The organism is Paraburkholderia sp. Cy-641 (assembly GCF_011752945.1).
In the GTDB taxonomy this organism is placed as follows: domain Bacteria; phylum Pseudomonadota; class Gammaproteobacteria; order Burkholderiales; family Burkholderiaceae; genus Paraburkholderia.
This window is the reverse complement of record NZ_VWWM01000063.1, coordinates 1-22721: the sequence shown is the minus strand read 5'-3', so window position 1 is coordinate 22721 and position 22721 is coordinate 1. Positions and strand designations below refer to the sequence as shown.

The 22721-nt window shown below is 64.6% G+C and carries 29 protein-coding genes and 2 tRNA genes; 17 read left to right on the top strand and 14 right to left on the bottom strand.

Translation table 11 applies throughout. The features are described 5' to 3' along the window. Positions 1-24 precede the first annotated feature (24 nt). From F3J20_RS26585 to F3J20_RS26575, 3 genes are all read left to right on the top strand, one after another. On the top strand, positions 25-378 hold the full coding sequence (locus F3J20_RS26585) for a hypothetical protein (protein ID WP_167285174.1): 354 nt from the start codon (positions 25-27) through the stop codon (positions 376-378). 141 nt (positions 379-519) lie between these two features. Then, positions 520-1137, top strand: coding sequence for a DUF2939 domain-containing protein (locus tag F3J20_RS26580; RefSeq protein ID WP_167285173.1), 618 nt, complete (start codon positions 520-522; stop codon positions 1135-1137). A gap of 116 nt (positions 1138-1253) precedes the next feature. Then, entirely contained in the window at positions 1254-1400 is a 147-nt protein-coding gene (locus tag F3J20_RS26575) for a hypothetical protein (protein WP_167038574.1), read from the top strand. A gap of 41 nt (positions 1401-1441) precedes the next feature. On the opposite strand, the gene F3J20_RS26570 is transcribed toward F3J20_RS26575, so the two are convergent. Then, the gene (locus F3J20_RS26570; RefSeq protein WP_167038692.1) at positions 1442-1906 is read right to left on the bottom strand and encodes a universal stress protein; all 465 of its coding nucleotides are present in this window, start codon (positions 1904-1906) and stop codon (positions 1442-1444) included. 400 nt (positions 1907-2306) lie between these two features. Between F3J20_RS26570 and nodI the strand changes: the two genes are divergently transcribed. After that, entirely contained in the window at positions 2307-3221 is a 915-nt protein-coding gene (gene nodI, locus F3J20_RS26565; protein WP_167285171.1) for a nodulation factor ABC transporter ATP-binding protein NodI, read from the top strand. Between the two features lie 189 nt (positions 3222-3410). Next, positions 3411-4238, top strand: a complete 828-nt coding sequence (locus F3J20_RS26560; RefSeq protein WP_167285169.1) for an ABC transporter permease — start codon at positions 3411-3413, stop codon at positions 4236-4238. Positions 4239-4394: 156 nt separating this feature from the next. On the opposite strand, the gene F3J20_RS26555 is transcribed toward F3J20_RS26560, so the two are convergent. After that, positions 4395-4817 carry a hypothetical protein gene (locus tag F3J20_RS26555; protein ID WP_167038580.1) on the bottom strand — a complete coding sequence of 141 codons (423 nt, stop codon included), beginning with the start codon at positions 4815-4817 and terminating at the stop codon, positions 4395-4397. Positions 4818-5228: 411 nt separating this feature from the next. On the opposite strand from F3J20_RS26555, the gene F3J20_RS26550 reads away from it, so the two are divergent. Then, positions 5229-6689 (top strand): M20 family metallopeptidase, encoded by a 1461-nt coding sequence (locus tag F3J20_RS26550; protein WP_240162916.1) that lies wholly within the window; start codon positions 5229-5231, stop codon positions 6687-6689. A 79-nt stretch (positions 6690-6768) separates the two neighbouring features. Here the strand turns inward: F3J20_RS26550 and F3J20_RS26545 are convergent, their stop codons facing one another. Then, a complete protein-coding gene (locus F3J20_RS26545; RefSeq protein ID WP_167285168.1) occupies positions 6769-7821 on the bottom strand; it encodes an NADP(H)-dependent aldo-keto reductase in 1053 nt (350 codons plus the stop codon). Between the two features lie 224 nt (positions 7822-8045). Here F3J20_RS26545 and F3J20_RS26540 point away from each other — a divergent pair, with 224 nt between their 5' ends. Together F3J20_RS26540 and F3J20_RS26535 are read left to right on the top strand one after the other, a co-directional pair. Next, on the top strand, positions 8046-8270 hold the full coding sequence (locus F3J20_RS26540; RefSeq protein ID WP_167285166.1) for a DUF3820 family protein: 225 nt from the start codon (positions 8046-8048) through the stop codon (positions 8268-8270). Between the two features lie 245 nt (positions 8271-8515). Continuing rightward, the gene (locus tag F3J20_RS26535; protein ID WP_240162915.1) at positions 8516-8875 is read left to right on the top strand and encodes a hypothetical protein; all 360 of its coding nucleotides are present in this window, start codon (positions 8516-8518) and stop codon (positions 8873-8875) included. A gap of 65 nt (positions 8876-8940) precedes the next feature. Here F3J20_RS26535 and F3J20_RS26530 read toward each other — a convergent pair whose 3' ends face one another. After that, positions 8941-10542, bottom strand: a complete 1602-nt coding sequence (locus F3J20_RS26530) for a sulfotransferase (RefSeq protein ID WP_167285164.1) — start codon at positions 10540-10542, stop codon at positions 8941-8943. A 378-nt stretch (positions 10543-10920) separates the two neighbouring features. On the opposite strand from F3J20_RS26530, the gene F3J20_RS26525 reads away from it, so the two are divergent. The 4 genes from F3J20_RS26525 to F3J20_RS26510 all read left to right on the top strand — a co-directional run bounded on the left by F3J20_RS26525 (position 10921) and on the right by F3J20_RS26510 (position 13179). Beyond that, positions 10921-11229, top strand: a complete 309-nt coding sequence (locus F3J20_RS26525; protein ID WP_167285157.1) for a hypothetical protein — start codon at positions 10921-10923, stop codon at positions 11227-11229. 150 nt (positions 11230-11379) lie between these two features. Then, positions 11380-12381 (top strand): tRNA dihydrouridine(20/20a) synthase DusA, encoded by a 1002-nt coding sequence (gene dusA / locus F3J20_RS26520; protein WP_167038589.1) that lies wholly within the window; start codon positions 11380-11382, stop codon positions 12379-12381. Positions 12382-12470: 89 nt separating this feature from the next. After that, a tRNA-His gene (locus tag F3J20_RS26515) sits at positions 12471-12546 on the top strand. 366 nt (positions 12547-12912) lie between these two features. Beyond that, entirely contained in the window at positions 12913-13179 is a 267-nt protein-coding gene (locus F3J20_RS26510) for a hypothetical protein (protein ID WP_167038591.1), read from the top strand. A 244-nt stretch (positions 13180-13423) separates the two neighbouring features. On the opposite strand, the gene F3J20_RS26505 is transcribed toward F3J20_RS26510, so the two are convergent. Both F3J20_RS26505 and F3J20_RS26500 read right to left on the bottom strand, forming a co-directional pair. Further along, positions 13424-13666 (bottom strand): DUF6566 family protein, encoded by a 243-nt coding sequence (locus tag F3J20_RS26505; protein ID WP_167285156.1) that lies wholly within the window; start codon positions 13664-13666, stop codon positions 13424-13426. 131 nt (positions 13667-13797) lie between these two features. Further along, a complete protein-coding gene (locus tag F3J20_RS26500; protein WP_167038594.1) occupies positions 13798-13995 on the bottom strand; it encodes a hypothetical protein in 198 nt (65 codons plus the stop codon). 185 nt (positions 13996-14180) lie between these two features. Here F3J20_RS26500 and F3J20_RS26495 point away from each other — a divergent pair, with 185 nt between their 5' ends. Then, a complete protein-coding gene (locus tag F3J20_RS26495; protein WP_167285154.1) occupies positions 14181-14468 on the top strand; it encodes a hypothetical protein in 288 nt (95 codons plus the stop codon). Positions 14469-14521: 53 nt separating this feature from the next. Here F3J20_RS26495 and F3J20_RS26490 read toward each other — a convergent pair whose 3' ends face one another. From F3J20_RS26490 to ssuD, 4 genes are all read right to left on the bottom strand, one after another. Beyond that, positions 14522-14737, bottom strand: a complete 216-nt coding sequence (locus F3J20_RS26490) for a molybdopterin-binding protein (protein ID WP_008922916.1) — start codon at positions 14735-14737, stop codon at positions 14522-14524. A 59-nt stretch (positions 14738-14796) separates the two neighbouring features. Continuing rightward, entirely contained in the window at positions 14797-15864 is a 1068-nt protein-coding gene (locus F3J20_RS26485) for an ATP-binding cassette domain-containing protein (protein ID WP_167285152.1), read from the bottom strand. Continuing rightward, positions 15861-16712: an aliphatic sulfonate ABC transporter permease SsuC gene (gene ssuC, locus F3J20_RS26480; RefSeq protein WP_167285146.1), complete on the bottom strand. Its 852-nt coding sequence runs from the start codon at positions 16710-16712 to the stop codon at positions 15861-15863. The genes F3J20_RS26485 and ssuC overlap by 4 nt, the downstream gene beginning before the upstream one ends. Before the next feature lie 98 nt (positions 16713-16810). Then, entirely contained in the window at positions 16811-17971 is a 1161-nt protein-coding gene (ssuD, locus tag F3J20_RS26475) for an FMNH2-dependent alkanesulfonate monooxygenase (RefSeq protein ID WP_167285144.1), read from the bottom strand. Positions 17972-18548: 577 nt separating this feature from the next. Between ssuD and F3J20_RS26470 the strand changes: the two genes are divergently transcribed. Further along, positions 18549-18974: a hypothetical protein gene (locus tag F3J20_RS26470; RefSeq protein WP_167038604.1), complete on the top strand. Its 426-nt coding sequence runs from the start codon at positions 18549-18551 to the stop codon at positions 18972-18974. A 63-nt stretch (positions 18975-19037) separates the two neighbouring features. On the opposite strand, the gene F3J20_RS26465 is transcribed toward F3J20_RS26470, so the two are convergent. Together F3J20_RS26465 and F3J20_RS26460 are read right to left on the bottom strand one after the other, a co-directional pair. After that, on the bottom strand, positions 19038-20174 hold the full coding sequence (locus F3J20_RS26465; protein ID WP_167285142.1) for an enoyl-CoA hydratase/isomerase family protein: 1137 nt from the start codon (positions 20172-20174) through the stop codon (positions 19038-19040). Positions 20175-20261: 87 nt separating this feature from the next. Next, positions 20262-20546, bottom strand: coding sequence for a DUF1488 domain-containing protein (locus F3J20_RS26460; RefSeq protein ID WP_167038608.1), 285 nt, complete (start codon positions 20544-20546; stop codon positions 20262-20264). A 282-nt stretch (positions 20547-20828) separates the two neighbouring features. On the opposite strand from F3J20_RS26460, the gene F3J20_RS26455 reads away from it, so the two are divergent. Both F3J20_RS26455 and F3J20_RS26450 read left to right on the top strand, forming a co-directional pair. After that, positions 20829-21020 carry a hypothetical protein gene (locus F3J20_RS26455; protein WP_167285140.1) on the top strand — a complete coding sequence of 64 codons (192 nt, stop codon included), beginning with the start codon at positions 20829-20831 and terminating at the stop codon, positions 21018-21020. A 97-nt stretch (positions 21021-21117) separates the two neighbouring features. Continuing rightward, on the top strand, positions 21118-21507 hold the full coding sequence (locus F3J20_RS26450) for a hypothetical protein (protein WP_167285138.1): 390 nt from the start codon (positions 21118-21120) through the stop codon (positions 21505-21507). A 40-nt stretch (positions 21508-21547) separates the two neighbouring features. On the opposite strand, the gene F3J20_RS26445 is transcribed toward F3J20_RS26450, so the two are convergent. Continuing rightward, the gene (locus F3J20_RS26445; protein ID WP_167285136.1) at positions 21548-21886 is read right to left on the bottom strand and encodes a multidrug efflux SMR transporter; all 339 of its coding nucleotides are present in this window, start codon (positions 21884-21886) and stop codon (positions 21548-21550) included. Positions 21887-21890: 4 nt separating this feature from the next. Next, positions 21891-22388 (bottom strand): heme-degrading domain-containing protein, encoded by a 498-nt coding sequence (locus F3J20_RS26440; RefSeq protein ID WP_167038696.1) that lies wholly within the window; start codon positions 22386-22388, stop codon positions 21891-21893. Between the two features lie 227 nt (positions 22389-22615). Here F3J20_RS26440 and F3J20_RS26435 point away from each other — a divergent pair. Further along, positions 22616-22692 (top strand) — tRNA-Met (locus F3J20_RS26435). Positions 22693-22721 lie beyond the last annotated feature (29 nt).

Genomic DNA, 22721 nt, shown 5'->3' with positions numbered 1-22721 from the left:
ACCTCGCATCGCCTGGAGAGACTCATGGAACGTCTTGCCCGTCTGCTGCCTTTTCGCCAGTTCGGCCGTCTGCGCCATCTGCGCCATCTGCGCAAGCTCACGCCCTGCCCACTGATCGAAGCGCCCGCTGAGCACACGCCGTCGCTGTTCGACGAGCCCGCTTCAAGCTCCGGCTTGCCGTCGTCGTTGCCGGCATTCGCGCGCGTCTCGCTGAATTCGGGCTTGAATACGGCCGAGCCGTCGCGTCGCGCGCCGGTGCGCGTCTATCATGGGCCATCGCGATTAATCATGGTCGGCACGATCGAGGCCGTATGCCGTATGATCGATCGCTGCATAGCCGACGAAGCCAATATGCACGGCGCGGTGTTCGAGTCCTGAGCAAATTCTGAGCGAGTCCTGAATAATTTGTGAATGAACGCGGAGCGTACTTCCTGTGTTCAGGTATTCGCGTGATATTGGGATCGTTTCGTCCTCGCCGTGGTCCACGTTAGACCCAACCTGACGGGAGAGTCCGATCCGATGAGAGTTCAGAAACGCATCCAGGGCAGTGCCACCCGGCCACTACTTATCACGTTGATCGTGGTCATCGTGATTGCCGCGCTAGGGTTTATTTATGCGTCGCCGTATATCGCGGTGAACAATCTCAAACGCGCGGCCGATGCGCGAGACGTGCAAACCGTCAATTCATACGTCGACTTTCCCGCGTTACGCGACAGCCTCAAGCTGCAGGTGGCCGACATGCTGACGCGCCGGCTCGAAGCGGACGCCGGTAACAAGATAGCCACGATTGGCGCGGTGATCGGCGTGACGTTGATCGGTCCGCACGTCGATGCCTATGCGACACCAGACGGTGTCGCGGCCCTGCTGAACGGCATGCCGCCACGCGGCACCCCGGGCGAGCAGCCGGCGGCACCGCCTGCCGCGGGCACGGAAGGCCAGCCGGCGCCACCCGCCGCAAACAACACCAATCAACCGAATGCGGCACCGCCCGCGCGGCAAAGCACGGCCGGTTATCGCAGCCTCAATGAATTCGTCATCACGTACCGGCGCGGCGAAGGCAATGCGAACTACTCGGCCATCTTCCGCCGCGAAGGTCTGATCACGTGGAAGCTCGCCGCGATCAATCTGAACGAGTGAATGGGAAGTTTGATCTGAATGGACAAGTGGCCGGCTATCGTAGCCGGCCACTCGACAGGATGCGACAAGCGTTTCGATACGCCCGGCGCTGTTCGATACCGCATCGAGGTCTTTCAATGGCGCTCGCCGTTATTCAGGCCGTCATTCAGACCTTCGTGCAAGCCCTCATTCAGACCGGCACGCAACGAGCCGCACGCGTCAACTCTCATGCACGATCGCGCCATGTCGAAATCCCGCGCGTGATCGTGCCTCATCTTGCATAAGCAAGCGTTGCTCAGGCAACGCTCATCGGTACATCACCGCGTCAGGCTGCGGCCTGCTGCTGCTCCTGCACCGACGAACACGCGACCAGAATGCTGCACGACACGCGATCGAGCAGCGGCGTATTACCCGCGCCCATCCACCAGCGCGACAAGCCGGTCCGGCAGCGATGACCGACCACCACGAGATCGACCTGCAACTCATTGGCGAGATTGGCGATCTCGTCGATCGGATGGCCGAACGCGAAATGCCCTTGTGCGTTCACGCCGCGCTCGGTCAGCCAGTTCACGCCCTCCTGCAGAATCTCGCGGGCGGTTTTTTCGAAGCTGCCACAGGCCACGTCGGTCAACAGGCCCGCGCTTTGCGCGATGCTGGAACGCATGTCGACCACCGACAGCAAATGCGTTTCCGCCTTCAGGTCCAACGCCAGATCGGCGCCGCAACGCAGGGCTTTACGGCCTTCGCGCGAGCCGTCGTAGCACAACAGGATTTTCTGGTAGCTCGCCATCATTTTCTCCCTTCGCGCGGAAAGCGCGGTCTGAGTCAATCATGGTGCGCCGCAATTCAGCTTGCAAGAGATGGAAAACGCTAAGTGCGTAGTCGCTACAGGTTAATGCAGGCCGCACGGACGTTGCGGCGGCATCGGCCCGGTTTTGCACGCAAATATGGCAGCGCAAAAAATATCGCGTGGCGTGGCGACGCTCCGTTCAGCGTCGCCCCCGAGCATCGATTCCCCAGCACGATAGGTGCCTGAAGGATGTCCAACACGCGTCTACGCCCAACAGGGCTGCAGGCGTCTTCGCTCGACAATGCCCTAGAATGGACTGCTTTCGTAGCCGTTGCGGCCATCCGCGCGCACCGCGTCCATTGCCTGCCGTAGCGTGTTCTTCCGGAGCCTTCATCGATCCATGCCTGCCGCCCCTATCGAATTCCATCAGGTCAGGAAAAGCTACGGCGAAAAAACGGTCGTCGATGGATTGTCGTTCCATGTCAATGCGGGCGAATGCTTCGGCCTGCTCGGCCCCAACGGCGCGGGCAAGACCACGACCTTGCGCATGCTGCTCGGCATCGCGTCGCCCGATGCCGGCGAAATCCGCCTGTGCGGCGAGCCGATTCCGGGCCGTGCGCGCGTGGCGCGGGCGCGCGTCGGCGTCGTGCCGCAGTTCGACAACCTCGATCCCGATTTCACGGTGCGCGAAAACCTGCTCGTGTTCGGCCGCTACTTTGGCTTGAGCGCCGCGCAATGCCGCGCGGCCGTGCCCGGACTGCTCGAATTCGCGCGGCTCGAAAGCAAGGCGGACGCACGCGTGAGCGAACTGTCGGGCGGCATGAAGCGACGCCTCACGCTCGCGCGTGCGCTCATCAACGACCCCGACGTGCTGATCATGGACGAGCCGACCACCGGGCTCGATCCGCAGGCGCGGCATCTGATCTGGGAGCGGTTGCGCTCGCTGCTCGCGCGCGGCAAAACCATCCTGCTGACCACGCACTTCATGGAAGAAGCCGAGCGGCTATGTCATCGGCTCTGCGTGATCGAGGAAGGAAGCAAGATCGCCGAGGGCGCGCCGAGCGAGTTGATCGCCTCCGAGATCGGCTGCGACGTGATCGAGATCTACGGCGCCGACCCGTTTGCGTTGCGCGACGAACTCGCGCCGCTCGCCGAGCGAACCGAGATCAGCGGCGAAACCCTGTTCTGCTACGTGAACGACGCGCAGCCTGTGCATGCGCGGCTCAAGCAGCGCGCCGATCTGCGCTATCTGCATCGGCCGGCGAATCTCGAAGACGTGTTTTTGCGGCTCACGGGCCGCGAGATGCAGGATTGAGAACGCGCATCGAAACGAGGCGTCGAAACATGCCCGGCACGCGAGGCATAAGCGGCCGCGACGTCGCACAATAGATGCGGCAACCGGATAGAAACCGCAAACAAGGGACGCCACCGAGAAAATCGCGCAAAGCAGACACCCGGTGCACCCGGTAAACGCCAGACACGCGAGAACAACCCGAGACACCTCATGGACGCACGCACCTACGAAACCCACGGCGGCACGCCTTCGGCACAGGAACCGTTCGCCGCTTTCCCCGCCAACGCCGTGAACTGGATCGCGGTGTGGCGCCGCAACTATCTGGTCTGGAAGAAGCTCGCGCTTGCGTCGATGTTCGGCAATCTCGCCGACCCGATGATCTATCTGTTCGGGCTCGGCCTCGGACTCGGGCTGATGGTCGGGCACGTCGACGGCGTCTCGTACATCGCGTTTCTCGCGGCGGGCACGGTCGCTTCGAGCGTGATGATGTCGGCGAGTTTCGAGTCGATGTATTCGGGCTTTTCGCGCATGCACGTGCAGCGCACGTGGGAAGCGATCATGCACACGCCGCTCACGCTCGGTGATATCGTGCTCGGCGAGGTGATCTGGGCAGCCAGCAAGTCGATGCTGTCGGGCGCCGCGATCATGCTCGTGGCCGGCGTGCTCGGCTACGCGAGCTTTCCATCGATGTTGCTCGGCTTGCCGGTCATCGTGCTGGCCGGTCTCGCCTTCGCCAGCATCGCGATGATCGTGACGGCACTCGCGCCGTCGTACGACTTTTTCATGTTCTATCAGACGCTCGTGCTCACGCCGATGCTGCTGCTCTCGGGCGTGTTCTTTCCGACCTCGCAACTGCCTGCCGCCGCGCAGGCCGCGACCGGCGCGTTGCCGCTCGCGCATGCGGTCGAACTGATGCGCCCGGTCATGCTCGGGCGGCCGGTCGCTCACGCGCTGTGGCACGCGGGCGTGCTGGCCGCGTATGCGGTGGGTGGCTTCGTCGTAGCCGCGATTCTGTTTCGCCGCAGGATGATGAAGTAGGCCGAGTGCGGCAAGCCGCGGCCCCCACTCCGTGGAACCCTGCACGTCACGCCAGGCAAGAAACGTGAGCCACCCGTGCAAGGCATCGGGCACGCGCGATGCTGTCCGCGCGCGGGGTTGAACCGCAGCGCTCCCGCGCCTCAGTCTGGCTCCCGATCAATCCTCGTCATCGGTCCACGGAATATCGACGTCCGAGATAAACGCGACCGTCGCGAACGGTCCTCCCTCATGACGTCCGATCTTGCCGTCGGCGCGCTGCCACTCGACGCGGAACACCGTGCCCGGATCGTCGGCGATAAGCCGCACCGTGCGCACTTCGTCGGGATCGGTATCCTCGACCGGACCGTCGAGCGAAATCAGCAATGCCTGCGGCCACAAACCATCGGCGGGATCGTAGATCCTGTCGCCGTCGTGGATCAACGTGAAGGCTTCCACGCCGATGGTCGCCGACGCATCGACGATCATCTTGGCCAGCGCGCGCAACAACGCGGTTGCGCGTGCCGAGTTCGCCTGACGGATCGCCAGATCGCCGCGCGTCAGCGCCTGTTCGAGTTTGGGATTGGTTTTTTGCTGCGCCATTCGATGTCCTGGTCCTATTGCTCTGTTGTGAGCGAACGCCTCGTACCGATGAGGGTGCGCGCTTCTTGTCCGGGTCGATATCCGCCGTCGATGTGCATTGCAGCATCGCGGGCGGACGGCGTTACCGTGCTGCCTCTGCGTGGTTCTTCCGCGAACTTCCTGAGTTATCTCTGCGCCGTTTTTCGTGACCTTTTACGCAATGCATTGTCGAGGGATGCCGCTGTCCACCACAGTGTAGGCCGTGATTCGGCATCCTGGAGAACATTTGCCGTTGGGTGTCGCACATGGCCATGCGGCCATTGTGACAAAAAAGCCCGGCTTCTAGAATCGCTCTCAATGACAGGGCATGACACGCATGACGATCTCGTCAGCCTCCCGAGCCATTCAGCCCAACCCGCATCGGAGACATCCATGAGCCGCAACGAGGCGATCGAGCACGCAACCCGGTATTTCGAATCCGGCGCCTTTCTCGCCGACCTGAACCGCCGCGTCGGCTTTCGCACCGAGAGCGAGGAAAGCGGTCGCGACGCACTGCTGCGGTCCTATCTGAGCGACGAAATCGCACCCGAAGCCACACGCCTCGGGTTCCAGACGCGCATCGTCGATAACCCGGTGAACGGCTTCGGACCGTTCCTGATCGCGAACCGTCATGAAGGCGACGCTCTGCCGACCGTGCTGATCTACGGCCACGGCGACGTCGTGCGCGGCTACGACAGCCAGTGGCGCGCGCCGCTCACGCCGTGGGCCGTGACGGTCGAAGGCGAACGCTGGTTCGGCCGCGGCACCGCCGACAACAAAGGCCAGCACACGATCAACCTCGCCGCGCTCGCGAGCGTGCGCGAGGCGCGCGGCGGCAAGCTCGGCTTCAACGCGAAGCTGCTGATCGAGATGGGCGAGGAAACCGGCTCGCCGGGGCTCGATGCGATCTGCCGCGCGCAGCGCGACGAACTGGCCGCCGACGTGCTGATCGCCTCCGACGGCCCGCGTCTCGCCGCGCACCGCCCGACCGTGTTCCTCGGCTCGCGCGGCGCGGTCAATTTCAGGCTGTCGCTGAACCTGCGCGACGGCGCGCACCATTCGGGCAATTGGGGCGGCCTGCTGCGCAATCCGGCCACCGTGCTCGCGAGTGCGCTCGCGAGTCTCGTCGATACGCGCGGCGTGATCGCGGTCGCAGGCTTGCGTCCGCCGCCGATTCCCGAGGCCGTGCGCCGCGCGCTCGCCGACATCGCAGTGGGCGGCGGCCCCGGCGACCCGGCCATCGACGACAACTGGGGCGAGCCGGGTCTCACGGCGCCCGAGCGTGTGTTCGGCTGGAACAGCGTCGAGGTGCTCGCGTTCAAGGCCGGCAATCCCGAGAACCCGGTCAATGCGATTCCGCCGTCGGCGTTCGCGGTTTGCCAGCTGCGCTTCGTGGTCGGCACCGATTGGGAGAACCTCGGCCAGCATCTGCGCGCGCATCTCGACGCGCATGGTTTTCAGCTCGTCGAACTCGACGTCGAACGCGGCGCGCCGGCCACGCGCCTGAATCCGGACGACCCGTGGGTCGAATGGGCGATCGCGTCGCTCGAACGGACCACGGGCAAGAAAACCGCGGTGCTGCCGAACCTCGGCGGCACGTTGCCCAACGACGTATTCGCCGACACGCTCGGTCTGCCGACGATCTGGGTGCCGCATTCGTACCCGGCCTGCTCGCAGCATGCGCCGAACGAGCATCTGCTTAGCCCGGTCGTGCGCGAGGGATTGCGGATGATGGCGGGACTGTTCTGGGATCTCGGCGAGAATGCGCCGCATGGGGCGACGCGCGAACCGACGCATGAGTCGACGCATGAGCCCAGGAACGCAGCGGCAGATGCAGCGAGGGCCGCGGGCTGAAACAGCTTCACGGGCGTGTCCCGGCAGACCAGCCCGGCCCACCGGAACACGCAGCGCTCACCTCGCCCTCACCTCACGCTCAAGGCGCCGGGCTCGGCTGCAATTCGTGCAGCTGGTCGATTTCCACCAGCGCTTCCGCCGACAGCGTCACCTGCGCGCTCGCGATGTTTTCCTTCAACTGCTCGAGCGAGGTCGCGCCGACCAGGGTACTCGTCACGAACGGGCGGCTGTTGACGAACGCGAGCGCGAACTGCGCGGGCGACAGGCCGTGACGCTTCGCGAGTTCGACGTAGCGCGAGGTCGCCTGCATGGCCTGCGGCTTGCTGTAGCGCTGGAAACGTTCGAACTGCGTGATGCGCGCGCCGGCCGGACGCGCGCCGCCTTCGTACTTGCCCGACAGCCAGCCGAACGCGAGCGGCGAATACGCGAGCAGGCCGATGCCATCGCGATGCGCGAACTCGGACAGGCCCGCTTCGTAGGTACGGTTCACGAGGTTGTACGGATTCTGGACGCTGACGATGCGCGGCAGGCCGAACTTTTCGGCCGCGCGCAGGAATTGCGCGACGCCCCACGGCGTTTCGTTCGACACGCCGATGTGACGCACCTTGCCTTGCTTGACGAAGTCGGCGAGCACCGCGAGCGTCTCTTCGATCGGCACCGTGTACGCGTCGTCGACCCACGGATACAGGGGGCGGCCGAACGTCATCGTGCTGCGATCGGGCCAGTGCATCTGATACAGATCGACGTAGTCCGTCTGCAGACGCTTGAGGCTGCCGTCGAGCGCCTCGGTCAGATTCTTGCGATCGAACTGGTTGGCCTCGCCGCGAATATGGCGCGGGTTATGCGGTTGACGCGCGGGCCCGGTGATCTTGGTGGCGAGCACGATCTTCTCGCGCATGCTGCCGTGCTGCGCGAGCCACGTGCCGATGTAGCGCTCGGTCGAGCCCTGCGTTTCGGCGCGCGGCGGCACCGGATACATTTCAGCAGTGTCGATCAGATTGACGCCGTGATCGAGCGCGTAGTCGATCTGCGCATGCGCTTCCTGTTCGGTGTTCTGCTCGCCCCACGTCATGGTGCCGAGACCGATCTGGCTGACTTTCACGTCGGAGTCACCGAGTCTGCGGTATTCCATTTAGCTTGTCCTGTCGAATAGATGAACGGAAAGCGCAGACGTTACCATGCCGGCGCCCTGCCTGCAGCACGGCTAGAATACGGTGCCTGCGCGGAACCCAAGCCGGACCGGCGCTGCCGGGCCTCGATGGTCGTGCTCGCGGCCGCGCCTCGGGCCCGATCCTTCGCGGCGCGCTTCATGAACCTCGCGCCGGCTTCCCGGCAATTACCCCGCATGAATCCGCCATGAATCCCGAACAACTCGAACTGCTGGTCACGCGCGTGATGCCCTTCGGCAAATACAAGGGCCGCGTGATTGCCGATCTGCCTGGCCACTATTTGAACTGGTTCGCGAGCCAGGGCTTTCCGCCTGGCGAAATCGGCCGTCTGCTCTCGTTGATGCAGGAGATCGATCACAACGGTCTGAAGCCGTTGCTCGATCCATTGCGCAAGCGCGAAGCGGGCGCTTAGGCACGGTTCGGGCGTCGCCTCGGGGAAACGTTAAAGCACTATTGAAGCGACGTTGAAGCGACATTAAGGCAGCGCCGGACATACGCCGGCACCCTCGCGTCGAAAGCCATCCGGAGCGCCGTGAAGCCCCGCTGAAAGTCGCCTTGCAGGCCCGCTGCAAGCAAAGCGGCGCCGTACAAATTTATACAGTCTTTTTCTTGCGTGTCGCGAGTGCGTAGCCTTTAATGCGCATAAGTCATCGCGCGATGAAGCTCGCCGCACGAGTGAAATGGAGCGAACCGCTCGCTGCCTCGCACTCGTCGCTCTCGGCTTCCGGCTTCGCGCGCGACACCTCCGACCGCGCGATTGCCTGCCTGTCCATGCCCGCATTCAATCTGTCCGCCCTGCTTGAATTTATCGGTCACGATCTGTCGCCCGTGCGCGCGGTCATCGTGTTCTTCGTGATCGGCTATGTGATCGTCGGGCTGCCCGTGCATTTCCGCCAGGGCGCGGCATCGCGCGATATCTGGGGCACGGCCGCCGGCGTGACGATGGCCGCGCTCTACGCGGCGTTCATCGTCGGCGTGTACCCTGCGCTGCATCACGCGGCGGCGATCGCGCGTTGACGCGCGCTACGTTTTTATCCGCTCGTGCCGGTGCCGGTGCCGGTCGTGTTCGCTGCGTGCCGGGATCAAGGCGGGTTGTTTACGTCGGCTTCCGGTAGTCCTCTCTCCTGCGATCTCTCTTCTCGCCGCCTCATTTCCCGCGCCGCTCCCAGTTCCGCCCCCAGCCCCGTCAACAACGGTTCGAGCAACTCCGCGCGCGGCTGCCAGCGACGTATCGAAGTCCGGTAAAGCGGACGGCGCACCTGCGCCGAACTCGCGGTGCTCACGCGCCGCGAAGTCCGGTAAAACGCGCGACAACGCTCGTCCCAGTCGAGTCCGCAATGCGCGAGCAGACGACGCACATTGGCCTCGAAATCGTCGACCAGGTCTTCGTATTCGATCTCGATCATCACGCCTTCGGGCAGCACGCGCCGCCAATGCGACATCAATGCATCGTACGCGCGGTAATAGCGGCCCAGTTCGCCGAGATCGTAGCCGAACGGCACGTCGTGGAAAATCCGCGAAAAAATCGACAGACAGGTCTGCAACGGCGAACGGCGACAGTGAATGAAGCGCGCATTCGGCAGCGCCAGATGAATCAGGCCGACGTTGATGAAATTGAACGGATATTTGTCGGTGAAATGGGTGTGGCGCGGTGCGGCGTTCCCCGCGCGCGCCCCGGTTTCCGCCAGCACGCGTTGCATCCGTTGCAGATAGTCGGCGCCCAGCGTGCGCCATTGCGCGGCGCCGGCCTGCTGCAACGCTTCGATATCGATCCGCAACGGGTCGGCGGCGTCACGGCGAATGCACGTCACCAGCGCCTCGCCGAATTCGGTGCGCTCACCCGCGCCTAACACATGGGGATGACTCGCGAAAATCTGCTCGATCAGCGTCGAGCCCGAACGCGGCATGCCGACGATAAAAATCGGCGCCGCCGATGGATCGCCGAGACCTCGCGCGGCCGCCAGCGTATCCGCGCTGAGCAACCCGGGCAGGCTCGCGAACAGTCCGAGCGATTCGGCCTCGTTGTAGCGCAGGCCGGCGCGAAACAGCGCGTTGCCTTTGAGCAGATGATCGAACGATTCGTCGTCACGCCCCACGCCCGACAGCGCCGCGGCGTACGCGAAATGCAACTCGGCCTGTTCGGCGGGATTGAACGATGCCGTATCGGCGGCAAGCTGTGCGAGCCGGACGAACACGGGGTCGTCGGCGGCAAGGTGCTGGATCTGCACGAAATTGCGGTAATAGAGCGGCACGCGCGGCGCCCCGTCGATCGCGCGCCGATACGCTTCATGCGCTTCCTCGAAGCGGCCGAGCGCCTGCAGACAGTTGCCGATGTTGTTGTGCGACCCGTCGGCGCACGGATTGACACGCACCGCCTCGCGATAGGCATCGACCGCCGGTTCCAGCCGGTTCATCCGTTCGAGCGTCCAGCCGAGCCCGTGATGCAGATCGGCGTTACCGGGATCGCACGCAATGGCCTCGCGATAACGGACTTCGGCTTCGGAGAAACGCTCCAGCACGACCAGCGTCGCGGCAAGGCGCTCGTGATGGCCGGCATCGGCGGGTTCGAGCGCGCATGCGGATTCGAAACAGCGCAATGCGGCTTCGTGCTCCGCGCGTGCGAGGCAGGCGTCGGCTTCGGCGCGCCATTGCGCCGCGGTGGCCGGCGGAGGATCGTGCTTCATCGAGAACTGGATTCGGGCAGGCGTCGCCCGGGCGGCCCGATAACGGCTCGAGGGCGGGTACGTTCTTTTCTTCCGGCTTCGGCATGCGCAATCGCATGCGCAGGGTTATCGAACGGCCCGGATTCAAAGGCTCATTGTCTGGGCCGAAATTAGCAGCCACGCCCTTCAGTTGCGTTTCGAATCGTTAACCAAGTGTTACCGCGGGGTCGTCTCGTAAGACGCGGCAAGATTGCGGCCAAGGTTGAGCATGACGGCATTCGACCGCGTAGCATGAGTGACGACCGTGTCCCGATGCGCTCGCGCGGTAACGCGCGGACACAAATGCCACTGAACTCCACGGCGCGCGGTTTTTCTCACGTATATATGAAGGAGAAAATCGTGAGCAGGCTCATTGCATCGATGACGCTGCTAGCGGCGGCAGCGAGCTTGACCGGATGCGTGGTCGCGCCGCCGGCGGGCTACGCGTACGCACAACCGTATTACCCGTACGCATACGGCCCGCCCTATGCGCCGGTGTACGGCACGGTCGACGTCTGGGGCGGTTTTGGCGGTCCGTGCTGCTACTACCACGGCGGCCACGGATACGGGCACGGCGGCGGCTGGCATGGCGGCCATGGCGGCCATGGCGGCCATGGCGGCGGACATGGTGGCGGAAGTTCGTGGAGTAGCGGCGGGCATGGTCATTGAGGTGGCGTGCGAGGCGGCGCGGCCCGTCATGCCGTGACATGCATGCAATGACCGCGACAGCGGCGCCCCGTGGCTCGCCGTCGGCCCACGCCATCGGCAATTTACGGCGTTGCGGTAAAATTAGCGTTTTGAATCAAGCCCCGCCGTCCCATGTCTGTACCTCGCACTCCCAGCCCGCGTCGCATTTCCGTCGCGCCGATGATGGACTGGACCGATCGCCATTGCCGTTCGCTGCATCGCATGATTTCGCGCCATACGTGGCTTTACACGGAAATGGTGACGACCGGCGCGCTGCTGCACGGCGACGTGCCGCGCCACCTCGCGTTCACGCCCGACGAAGCTCCCGTCGCCCTGCAACTGGGCGGCAGCGAGCCCGATGACCTCGCGCGTTCGGCGAAGCTCGGCGAGCAATGGGGTTACGACGAAATCAATCTGAACTGCGGCTGCCCGTCCGAGCGCGTGCAGCGCGGCGCATTCGGCGCGTGTCTGATGAACGAGCCGCAGCTCGTCGCCGATTGCGTGAAAGCGATGCGCGACGCGGTCTCGGTGCCGGTGACGGTCAAGCACCGGATCGGCGTCGATACGGTCGAGGAGTATGGCTTCGTGCGCGACTTCGTCGGCACGATCGCGCAGGCCGGTTGCGAGGTGTTCATCGTTCACGCGCGCAATGCGATCCTGAAGGGATTGAGCCCAAAGGAAAACCGCGAAATTCCGCCGCTCAAGTACGACTACGCGTATCAGTTGAAGCGCGATTTTCCGCAACTCGAGATCATTATCAACGGCGGCATCAAGACGCTCGATGAAGTCGAACAGCATCTTCAGCACGTCGATGGCGTGATGCTCGGACGCGAGGCTTATCACAACCCGTATGTGCTCGCCGAGGTCGACGCGCGCTTCTACGGCTCCAGCCAAACGCCGCCGACGCGCGACGAAGTCGAAGCGAAGCTGATCGAATACTGCGCCGCCGAAATGGCGCGCGGCACGTATCTCGGCGCGATCACGCGTCATGCGCTGGGGCTTTATCGCGGCGAAGCGGGTGCGCGCGGCTGGCGGCGCGTGCTGTCCGATAGCAAGCGGCTCGCGGCGCGCGATCTGTCCATCTTCAACGAAGCAAGACAGCATCTGCGCGAGCCTGTCGAAATTTCTGAATAAAGGACTAGGCAAACGCAAATCTAGTCCCTATAATCTCGTTTCTTCGTCGGCGAGACAGGTTTTTAAAGCAAGTCAAGCAGATGTTAGTGGTGGCTGTAGCTCAGTTGGTAGAGTCCAGGATTGTGATTCCTGTCGTCGTGGGTTCGAGTCCCATCAGCCACCCCAGAGAATTCAGCGGTAAAGTTTTGCAAACGGCGTTGTGAGAAATCACAACGCCGTTTTTGTTTTGGGTTGGGATTTTCCACTGTTCTCCGCTTTTCCGGCTCCAAGGGCTATCTCCCTTTTCTAAACCCTCCCCGCTCTATGGTCTCGGCTTCAAAAAACTTGGTCAATGGGGACCGATCATCGTCGAGCCTTGCCGCGCTTACGTCTGAGAGATTGTTTCGCAGCGAGGAATAGTAATTTCAGTTTATCGGCACAAATTTTCAATAGTAGGGGTATACACTGCATTCCATCGACGTTGCAGACACACCTCAGTAGCTCCCTGCGACGCCTCCCTGAAATGCAGTCGAACGTTATCGGAGTCCTACCATGAAGACCAAGTTCATCGCCGCCCTGCTGGTTGCCGCTTCTGCCTCGATCGCCGCTCCCGCTTTTGCAAGCGGTTATGGTCCGGCACCGTTCTATCGTCCGGCGGTTGGCGCTCCGGCCTCGCAACAAGGCCAGAACGCGCAGACCGTTGCCGCTGAACGCAACGAAGCCACGACGAATGCCTACGGCGGCGTGAAGAACGTGTCGTCGCAATCGGGCACGCGCGAGCCGGCTTCGGGCCCGCAATCGGTGTTCTTCGGCCACTAAGCCAATCAGCAGTCACGTCGATTCGCGGCCCGCTCGGGCGGACCGCGATCGATCTGGGCGCCGCGCATCGGGTATCGATGCCGGCGCCCAGTTGCGTTTACCGCGTGGTCGTCTCACGTATGGGCAGGATCCACGCGCCAGCCCATCGCCTTAAGGCAGGCGTTCGCAAAACAGGTGCCGCAGCGCGCCACAGCCAATGCATGTGCCAATCCGCACGACGTCCTTTATCTGCGGTTATCCGCCGCTAACGCGGGAGCCCCGCGTCAATCAATTCGCGTGCCGCGCGAAAGCCCGCCTCGGCCGCCGCATGCTCGGTGGACCACAAGCTGTCGATATGCACGAGTTGCCAGTCGACGACCACAGCATCGTTGCGCAGCACCCGAAAATGCGCCTTGACGCCGGTCAGCACCTGCTCGACCGCGACCTCGATGTCGTAGTCTCCGTAGCGCTCCTGGTAGTCCCCCATATCGAGGCCCTTTGGCTCCATGCCCGCCTCCGTGGTATCGCCTGATCGCATGCATGAAAGAAAGCGGACGCACTCATCCCGCGAGCGTCGCCGACACCCGCGAGACTCTGCTTCGTCATCAGGCCACCCTGGCTCGATGCCCTGCTTGAGGATCAGTCGCAATCGCCGGAAAGATATTGCCGGCCATTGCAGTTGATCTCGACCTCGCCGCTCCCCGACTCGGCGACGAGATCGCTCGCCAATAACTCAGCGACGACGGACTGCGCGAGTTCGGGCGCCGTCTGTCCAACGCCGACGTCGTTCAGACGCCGCAACGCTTCAACCGCTTCGGGACTCAAGGACTTCGACATGGCCGTCTCCGTCGGAACGCTTGATTCATCGTAGCAAGTTTCATCGGCGGATGCAGGTTCACTATGCCGCGCAGGAACGCGGTGTGCGCTGCAAACGCTGACGATTGGCGGCTGGGGCGGGCATGGGCCGCGCATGCAGTGCGAGCGCACCGGGACCTGTCGGCGGCACCGCGAAGGAGAACGACATGAAGCAAGGCAGATCGACAACGCTGGCGGCCACAAGCATCGCGCTTGCGACGACGCTCGCGACAGCACTTACGAGCAGCGGCACGGCGGCAATCGCGCAAACCACGGCATCGCGCGACGGCGACAGCAACCGCGACCGTCACTCGCCGATGGTCACGCCGCCCGCAACGACATCGCGCCCGGGCGGTTCGGACAATCCGGACAACATGCCGATCGGGCATCCGCGGACGCCAGCCAACGATCGCATGACACACGAGCCGCCCGCAAGCGGCGCGAACGCGAAATAGGCGCGTGCGAGCGCCGGCGCTATAACTCGGTCAGCGCCCGATACTCGCAGCGATCACAGCCGCGCGATCGACACTTCCGTCGACTTCACGAGCGCGACTACTTCCGAGCCGACTTTCAGTTCGAGTTCGTCGACCGAGCGCGTCGTAATCACCGAGGTGACGATGCCGAACGGCGTCTCCACGTCGACTTCGGACACCACCGAGCCGCGAATGATTTCCTTGACCTTGCCTTTGAACTGATTGCGCACGTTGATTGCGGAAATGCTCATTTAAAGTGACTCCAGAAAAACGGTTGGAAACGAATCGGTAAGAACCGCGGATTGGGATGTCAGATCGCCCAGCGCACGTCGGTCGGACGCGCGAACCGCTCCGGCGCCGGTTCGCCATAGGCGCGATGCAGAAGCGTGTCGTCGTTGGGGCCGGTTTTCAGCACGCGTTGCAGCACGTGTTCTTCGAGCGCGGCGAAACCCGCCGACGCGCGCGCGCGCGGACGCTCGAGCGCCACCGGCTGATCGAGTGCGATGCGCCCCTCTTCGATCAGCAGAATCCGGTCGCCGAGCGCGACCGCTTCGTGCACATCGTGCGTGACGAGCAGCGCGGTGAAGCGATGCTCGCGCCACAGCCGCTCGATCAACGCGTGCATTTCGATGCGCGTCAATGCATCGAGCGCGCCCAGCGGTTCGTCGAGCAGCAGCAATTGCGGACGATGCACGAGCGCCCGCGCAAGCGCGACGCGCTGACGCTGGCCGCCCGACAGTTGCGCGGGCCAGTCGTTCGCGCGTTCGAGCAGACCGACTTCGGCGAGCACGGCGCGCGCGTCGTCGCGCGCCCCACGGCCGAGACCGAGCATCACGTTCTGCAGCACGTTCTTCCACGGCAGCAGGCGCGCGTCCTGAAACATGATACGGGTGTCGAGCGCCCCCTCGTCTGCCGCACGCTTTTCGAGTACGCCCGAACTGGTCTCTTCGAGACCGGCGACGAGCCGCAGTAGTGTCGATTTCCCGCAACCGCTGCGGCCGACGATCGCAACGAAACTGCCGCGCTCGATCGACAGATCGAAATCCGACAGCACCTGGCGCTCGCCATACCGCTTGCCGACACCGCGCAATTGCACGGCGTAATCGCTGTCGTAACGCGCGTCGTGGCGGGAAAGCGCGCCGTCCGCCGCCAGCGTTTTATCGCCCGCGCCGTGTCGTGCTTTTTCGCGCGACTGCGTCTGCGTCTGCGTTTTCGTCTGCAACTGCGCCCGCTCCAGCGCATGCTGTACCGCGCCGCCGCGCCCCGCATCGAGCGCTTCATTTGCATCGCGGTCCGCGACCCGCGTCTGCGCGAGCTCGGCTTCGAGATCGCGTCCCGCGACTGCGCCGAAGGTCGTCGACAATATCGTTGCACTCATGCTTTTGCTCCTCGCTGATAAACCGGATGCCAGCGCAGCGACACGCGTTCGAGGCTTTTCGCGAGCACGTCGGCGAGCTTGCCGAGCGCCGCGTACAGCAGAATGCCGACCACTACCACATCGGTTTGCAGGAATTCGCGCGCGTTCATCGTCATGTAGCCGATGCCCGATTGCGCGGAAATAGTTTCGGCGACGATCAGCGTGACCCACATGAGCCCAAGCGCGAAACGCACGCCGACCAGAATCGACGGCAACGCGCCCGGCAGGATCACGTGCCGGTACAGCGCGAAACCATTGACGCCATAGCTGCGCGCCATCTCGACCAGATTCGCGTCGACCGAGCGGATACCGTGGAACGTGTTCACGTAGACCGGGAAAAACACGCCGAGCGCGACGAGAAACACCTTCGCTTCTTCTTCGATGCCGAACCACAGGATCACGAGCGGAATCATCGCGAGCGCGGGGATGTTGCGGATCATCTGCACGGTCGAGTCGAGCGCGACTTCGGCGGGCCTGAACAGCCCGGTCGCGAGTCCGAGCCCGAGCCCGATGCCCCCGCCGATCGCAAAGCCCGACACCGCGCGCCACGTGCTGACCCGCACGTCGGCCCACATTTCGCCGGACTGGATCAGCGACCAGGCGGCCTTCACGACCGCAAGCGGTTCGGGCAGCACGCGCGTCGACAACACGCCGCTGCGCGCCGCGATTTCCCATGCGAGCAGAATCGCGAGCGGCGCGAGCCATGGCAGCAGATGCGCGCCGAAGCGGCGCAACGGATTCGCGCGCGTACCGGCCGCCGGCGCCGCAGCGCCGGCGCGCTGCCCCGCGCTCAAAGTGGTTGGGGTCATGATGGCTGTCCTTGTTGTCTGTCGAAAGTCGGCCGGTCGAAAGTCGTCGTGGCGCTGGCGCGCGGGCGCCGCGACACCCGCGCGCCTCACGGCGCCATTCAGCTCGCGCTCGCCGCCTTCGGCAGATGGTGGTTGCCGACGATCTCGCCGAACGGCCCCGACAGCGGTCCGTTCGCGACCTTGTTGAGCCGCTTCGGCAGCAGCGGGAACACGAGTTCGGCGAAACGATAGGACTCCTCCAGATGCGGATAGCCCGACAGGATGAACGTTTCGATGCCGAGTTCCGCGTATTCCTTCATGCGCGCGGCCACCTGCTCCGGACTGCCGACCAGCGCCGTGCCCGCGCCGCCGCGCACGAGGCCGACGCCCGCCCACAGATTCGGATAGATTTCGAGCTGCTCGCGCCCGCCGCGCTTGCCGCCGTGCAGCGCGGCCATGCGGCGTTGCCCTTCCGAGTCCATCTTCGCGAACGAGGCCTGGGCGCGCGCGATCGTGTCGTCGTCGAGCTTGCTGATCAGCTTGTCGGCGGCGGCCCACGCTTCCTCTTCGGTCTCGCGCACGATTACGTGCAGGCGGATGCCGAAGCGGATCTGCCGGCCGCGCGCCGCGGCGCGTGCGCGAATGTCGGCGATCTTCTTCGCCACCGCTTCGGGCGGCTCGCCCCAGGTCAGGTACGTATCGATGTGCTCGGCCGCGATGTCGTGCGCGGCCGCCGACGAACCGCCGAACCACAATGGCGGATGCGGCTTCTGCACCGGCGGATACAACGCCTTGCCACCCTTCGATTGCAGATGCTGGCCGTCGAAATCGATCGCGTCGTTGGTATGCGCCGCGCTCAGCAGCTTGCGCCAGATATGCAGGAATTCGTCGGTGATTTCGTAGCGCGTGTCGTGATCGACGAACACGCCGTCGCCCGCAAGTTCAGCCGCGTCGCCGCCGGTCACGACGTTGATCAGCAGCCGCCCGTTCGACAATCGGTCGAACGTCGCCGCCATGCGCGCGGCCAGCCCCGGCGACGAGAGCCCCGGGCGGATCGCCACGAGAAACTTGAGCCGCCGGGTCGCGGGAATCAGGCTCGAGGCGACCACCCATGCATCCTCGCACGAGCGCCCGGTCGGCAGCAGCACGCCTTCGTAGCCGAGCGTGTCGGCGGCGACGGCGATCTGTCGGAAGTAATCGTAATCGGCTGCGCGCGCGCCTTGGGACGTACCGAGATACCGGCTGTCGCCGTGAGTCGGAATGAACCAGAACACATTCATGAGTTGTTGCTCCTGCCTGTTCTAACGAAGTAATGGGAAAACGCTGCGCGAGCGCCTGCCGCGCGCATCGAGCCGGCATGCGGCCACGCGCTGCAACGCATGGGGAAATTGAAAAATGGCCGGCCGGTTCAGGCCGGAGGCGGCTTACTCGCGGCGAGGCGGACAGCGCGAGCTACGGAGCGAACCGCCCCGCGAGCCGTGGCACGGCCGCGCGCGCATGCCGACGCGGCAATGGAAATACTTCGACGGCGGCAGGCTGAACATCGCGGCGGCTTTCCTCGACCAACGTGCGCGTAACGCGCCCGATTCAACGGATGACGGCGACCGGCGCCGTCTGCATGAGGAAACAGTCTATGGAGCGGCCCGAGGCTTTTGAACGATTTTTTTGAGCTTAGGTTTTCCGCTTTCGTGATTAGCCCGACGCCCGAGCATACGGGTTCGCGCGCATACAGGTGTTGCGCTTTATGCACGCGGCGACGGGCGGCGCCAACCCTGTCGATATAATGGCGCACGTTTTCCGATCATCCGCTACAGGCTTTGCAGATTCGCGCCGCCTGTACCTTGCGCGGTGCAATGCATGCAAAAACTTATCCTGCCGTTCGTCGCCGGCTTTCTGGCCTCCCTGTTCTTTCGCGAAGCAACGCTGGCGCTGCTGCACGCCGCCGGCCTCATCGACCCGAGCGGCTTTTCGACCGCGCCGTTCCTGCCGCTCGGACTGCCTGAATTCATCGCCAACGCGATCTGGAGCGCGTTTTGGGCCGTGCTGATGGCGTGGCTGCTGCGCGTCGCGCCGCAGCGGCGCGCGCCGTGGGTGCCGGCCTTCGTGTTCGGCGGCATCGTGCTGACGGCAGCGAGCGTGTTCGTCGTCGATCCGCTGCGCGGCATCTGGCCGAGCGGCAACATGCTGCCGCGGCTCGCGGTCGGTTTCGCGGCCAACGCGATGTGGGGCTGGGGCGCGCTCGTGTTCATGCGCGCGTTCATGGCGAGCGAAGAGGAAGCGTAAGCGCGGGCGAATCGGCTCGCGCCGGCCTCGCTCCGCTTGCTTCTTCAGCGGTTCGAGCGTGCTTCAGCCACGCAGATCGCGCAGCGGATGCTCGCTCTCCGCCCACGGACTGTCGAACATCTTCTCGACGTCGGCCGCGCGCACGTCCTCGATGCGAGCGACTCGCCAGGTCGGCGCGTTGTCCTTGTCGATGATGCGCGCGCGAATCCCTTCCACCGTGTCGCCAATTAAAAAACTCGAACGCGTCAGATCGAGATCGACGCGCAGCGCATCCGCCATCGAACCCTCGGCGCGCGTGACCACTTCCAGCGATACCGCCATCGACAACGGCGAGCGCTCGCGCAACACCGCGATCGTCTGCTCGGCCCACTCCGCCGCGTCGCCACCCCGCTCGCGCGCTTCGTCGAGCGAGGCGAGAATCCGCGCGACATCGGGCAGCGCGAAATGCCGGTCGATCAATGCGCGCGCCCCCGCGAGCGGCGACTCGTCGGGCTGCGGCGCGACCTGATACGCGCGCGCCTCGCGCTCGATGCAGGCAACCACGTCCGCGCCGCGCTCGAACAGTTCGCAGCGCAATGTGTCGAGCAGCGCGGGCAGCGCCTCCTCGTCGATATAGGTATCGGCGAGACCCGCGTAGAGCGCGTCGGCCGCGCCGATCGTCTCGCCGGTCACCGCCAGATAACGGCCGATCGCCCCCGGCGTGCGCGCGAGAAACCAGCTCGCGCCGACATCGGGAAAGAGGCCGATGCGCGTTTCGGGCATCGCCATCTTCGTCGATTGCGTGACGACCCGCAGCCCGCCCGTGCGATGCGCGCCCTGCGAAATGCCCATGCCGCCGCCCATCACGATGCCGTTCATCAGCGCGACATAGGGCTTCGGATACGTGAAGATCGCGTGATTGAGGCGATATTCCTCGGTGAAAAATGTATCTCGCGATGCCTGATCGCCACGCTGCGCCGCCTCGTACATGAAGCGGATGTCGCCGCCCGCGCAGAACGCGCGCGCATGCTGGCTGCGCACCACGACCGCGAGCACCTCGGGGTCTTCGCGCCATTGATCGAGCGCCGCGTGCATCGCGCGGATCATGCCGGTCGACAGCGCGTTGAGCGCCTTGGGCCGCTCCAGTTCGATAAAGCCGATGCGGTTGGCTACGTGAGTCGCGATTTCGTCGCTGGCGGCGGGCGAGACGGAGATGGACATGGGAAACAGGGCGCGGCGGCGCGAGGTGAGAGGGAACTGAACGTTATCACGGGCTCGCGGCTTTGCGCCTTACGGGCAGATTCGGCGCTAGCCCGCCACCTGCCCCGGCGGAAAATGCCCGCTCTTCAGCAACACCGGCGTGCCGTTGCTGATCTGCAGATGCTCGCGCGCCACCGCTTCGATACGCGGCCGGCCGGCGTCGAATGCGCGCAGCCAGCCTTCGAGATCCTCGCTATAGGCGCCGAAATGGTCCTCGAGCGCTTCGACCGAGATCGCGCACGGCACCGGTTCGCCGTCCACCAGCGCGGGAAAGACGACGGTCAGATTCGAGTCGCGATAAGCGGGCGCGTCCGCGGGAAAGCGAATGTCCATGATCGCCTCATCAAAAGGTTCCGGCGGGAAGGCTGCGCCAGCGATAATCGGCCAGACGCGGCCGGCCTCCGCGGGTCACGCTATGGTACTCGTGCCGCCGGACCGGGGTCCAGCGGGCGGCGGCTCGCCCGAGGCAGTGCCGGAAGCGCCGGATTCTGCGCCGACCGGCCACCGCCCGCCGCACTTATGCGGCTCCCGCCGGTCGAACCGTCCGATCGGCCCACTCCATCCCGTCGACGGGTTTGACGTCGGCGGCACGATTCCGAAATCAGCGAGCGCAATATGGGAAAATATTTTCTGCAGAATCAGGAACTGCCCGAGCCGGACGCGGCGAACCGATGGTTTGCCTACGCCGAAAGTCACGACATCGACATCCCGAGAGCCATCAGCATCTGGGAAGACGCGGCCACAGCGGCCGGCGTGGAAAGCCGCCGGCTCGTCAGCGCGGCGGGCATTACGATCGAAATACGTTAACCGGCGCAGGCGCCACGCGCGCCGCGCGCTGCCGGGCCGGCACAAGACTCCTGGCCCGGCAGCGCCTCTCTTTATCCGAACGAAAGGAAACTTCACGATGCATTTCACGACGCAACCGCGACACGCCGGCCGCCTCCACCGTCTCCGGCCAGGTGCCGCGCTTGCCCTCGTGTGCCGCGCGTCGCGGGCGATCGCGCCGGCGGCCGCCCTGCTGCTCGCCGCGGGCCTCGCGGGCTGCGCGTCGTCGAACACCACCACCCTGATCAACCTGCCGAACGGACAGACCGGCTTCGCGGTCAATTGCAGCGGCGCCGACGCCGGTTCGAGCTGGGCCTCGTGCTACGTGCAGGCCGGCAAGGCATGCGGCGCGACCGGCTACGACATCGTCTCGAAGGACAACGACGAAGGCGGCACCGCGGGCGGCAGCGTCACCAACGTCGTGTCGGCCAACGTCAAGAACCGCTCGATGATCGTGCGCTGCAAGTAAGCGGCGCGGCGCTCGACGTGCGCGAGTACGGATCGCCCGCTCAATGCGCCTGCATCTTCGAAAAAAGATTCAGCACGACGACGCCCGAGATGATGAGCCCGAGCCCGATCATCGCCGGTAGATCAGGCACCTGCCGGTAGAACAGGAGCGCGACCAGCGTGATCAGCACGATGCCCGCGCCCGACCACACCGCGTAGACGATGCCGACCGGAATGCTCCTCAGCGTGAGCGACAGGCAGTAGAACGCGATGCCGTAACCGGCCACCACGACCGCCGAGGGCAGCAGCCGCGAAAAGCCGTCGGAGGCGCGCATCGCAGAGGTCGCGATCACTTCGGCGACGATCGCGATGGCGAGCAAGGCATACGGAGGCAGCCGCATCGCGTCAGACCTTCGCAAGCGCGAGCTTGCCGTAGTCGTGCCCGAGATGCGCGCACAGCGCCTCGACGACGAACTCGTGATCGGCGCGCTGCGGCAGCCCCGACACCGTGATCGAGCCGATCACGCCGGCGCCCTCCACCGTCAGCGGAAACGCGCCGCCGTGCGACGCATATTCGGCCACCGGCAGACCGTGCCGGTCGGCGAGCGTCGCGCCGGCCAGCTGCATCTTCAGGCCGATCGCGTACGAACTGCGGCGAAAGTGCGCGACCGTGTTGCCCTTGCGGCGCGCCCAGTCGACGTTATCGGGCGTCGCGCCGTCGAGCAGGCTGAAAAACAGCGGCTGGCCGAAAGTGCGCACGTCGATCGCGGCGGCAACGCCGCGCGCCTTCGCGACCTCGCGCAAATGGACACCGACCTGCCACGCGCGGTCGGCATCGAAACGCGGAAACACGAGGGTCTTTTCCTGAGTGGCAATCACCTGCAGATCGTGAGCGATATCCATGAAATCCGGAGCGAGGAAAGAGTTGAAGCGCTCGCCGTCGTGAAGCATGGCGAGGCGCGTAAGGAACCGGAATTCTAGCGCAGCGTTTGCGGGCGGCCTCGCGCAAGCAGCGGTACGGCAGAGGACTCGCGCGGCAACGAGCCGCCCGCGCGAAGCGTAATGAAGCTAATCCTTACATGGCTATTGCGCCGGCTGTCGGGTTGTTCTATAATCTTTTCTTCGACGGACGCGGGGTGGAGCAGTCTGGCAGCTCGTCGGGCTCATAACCCGAAGGTCGTAGGTTCAAATCCTACCCCCGCAACCAGTCAAATCAAAGGGTTACAGCATTTTTGC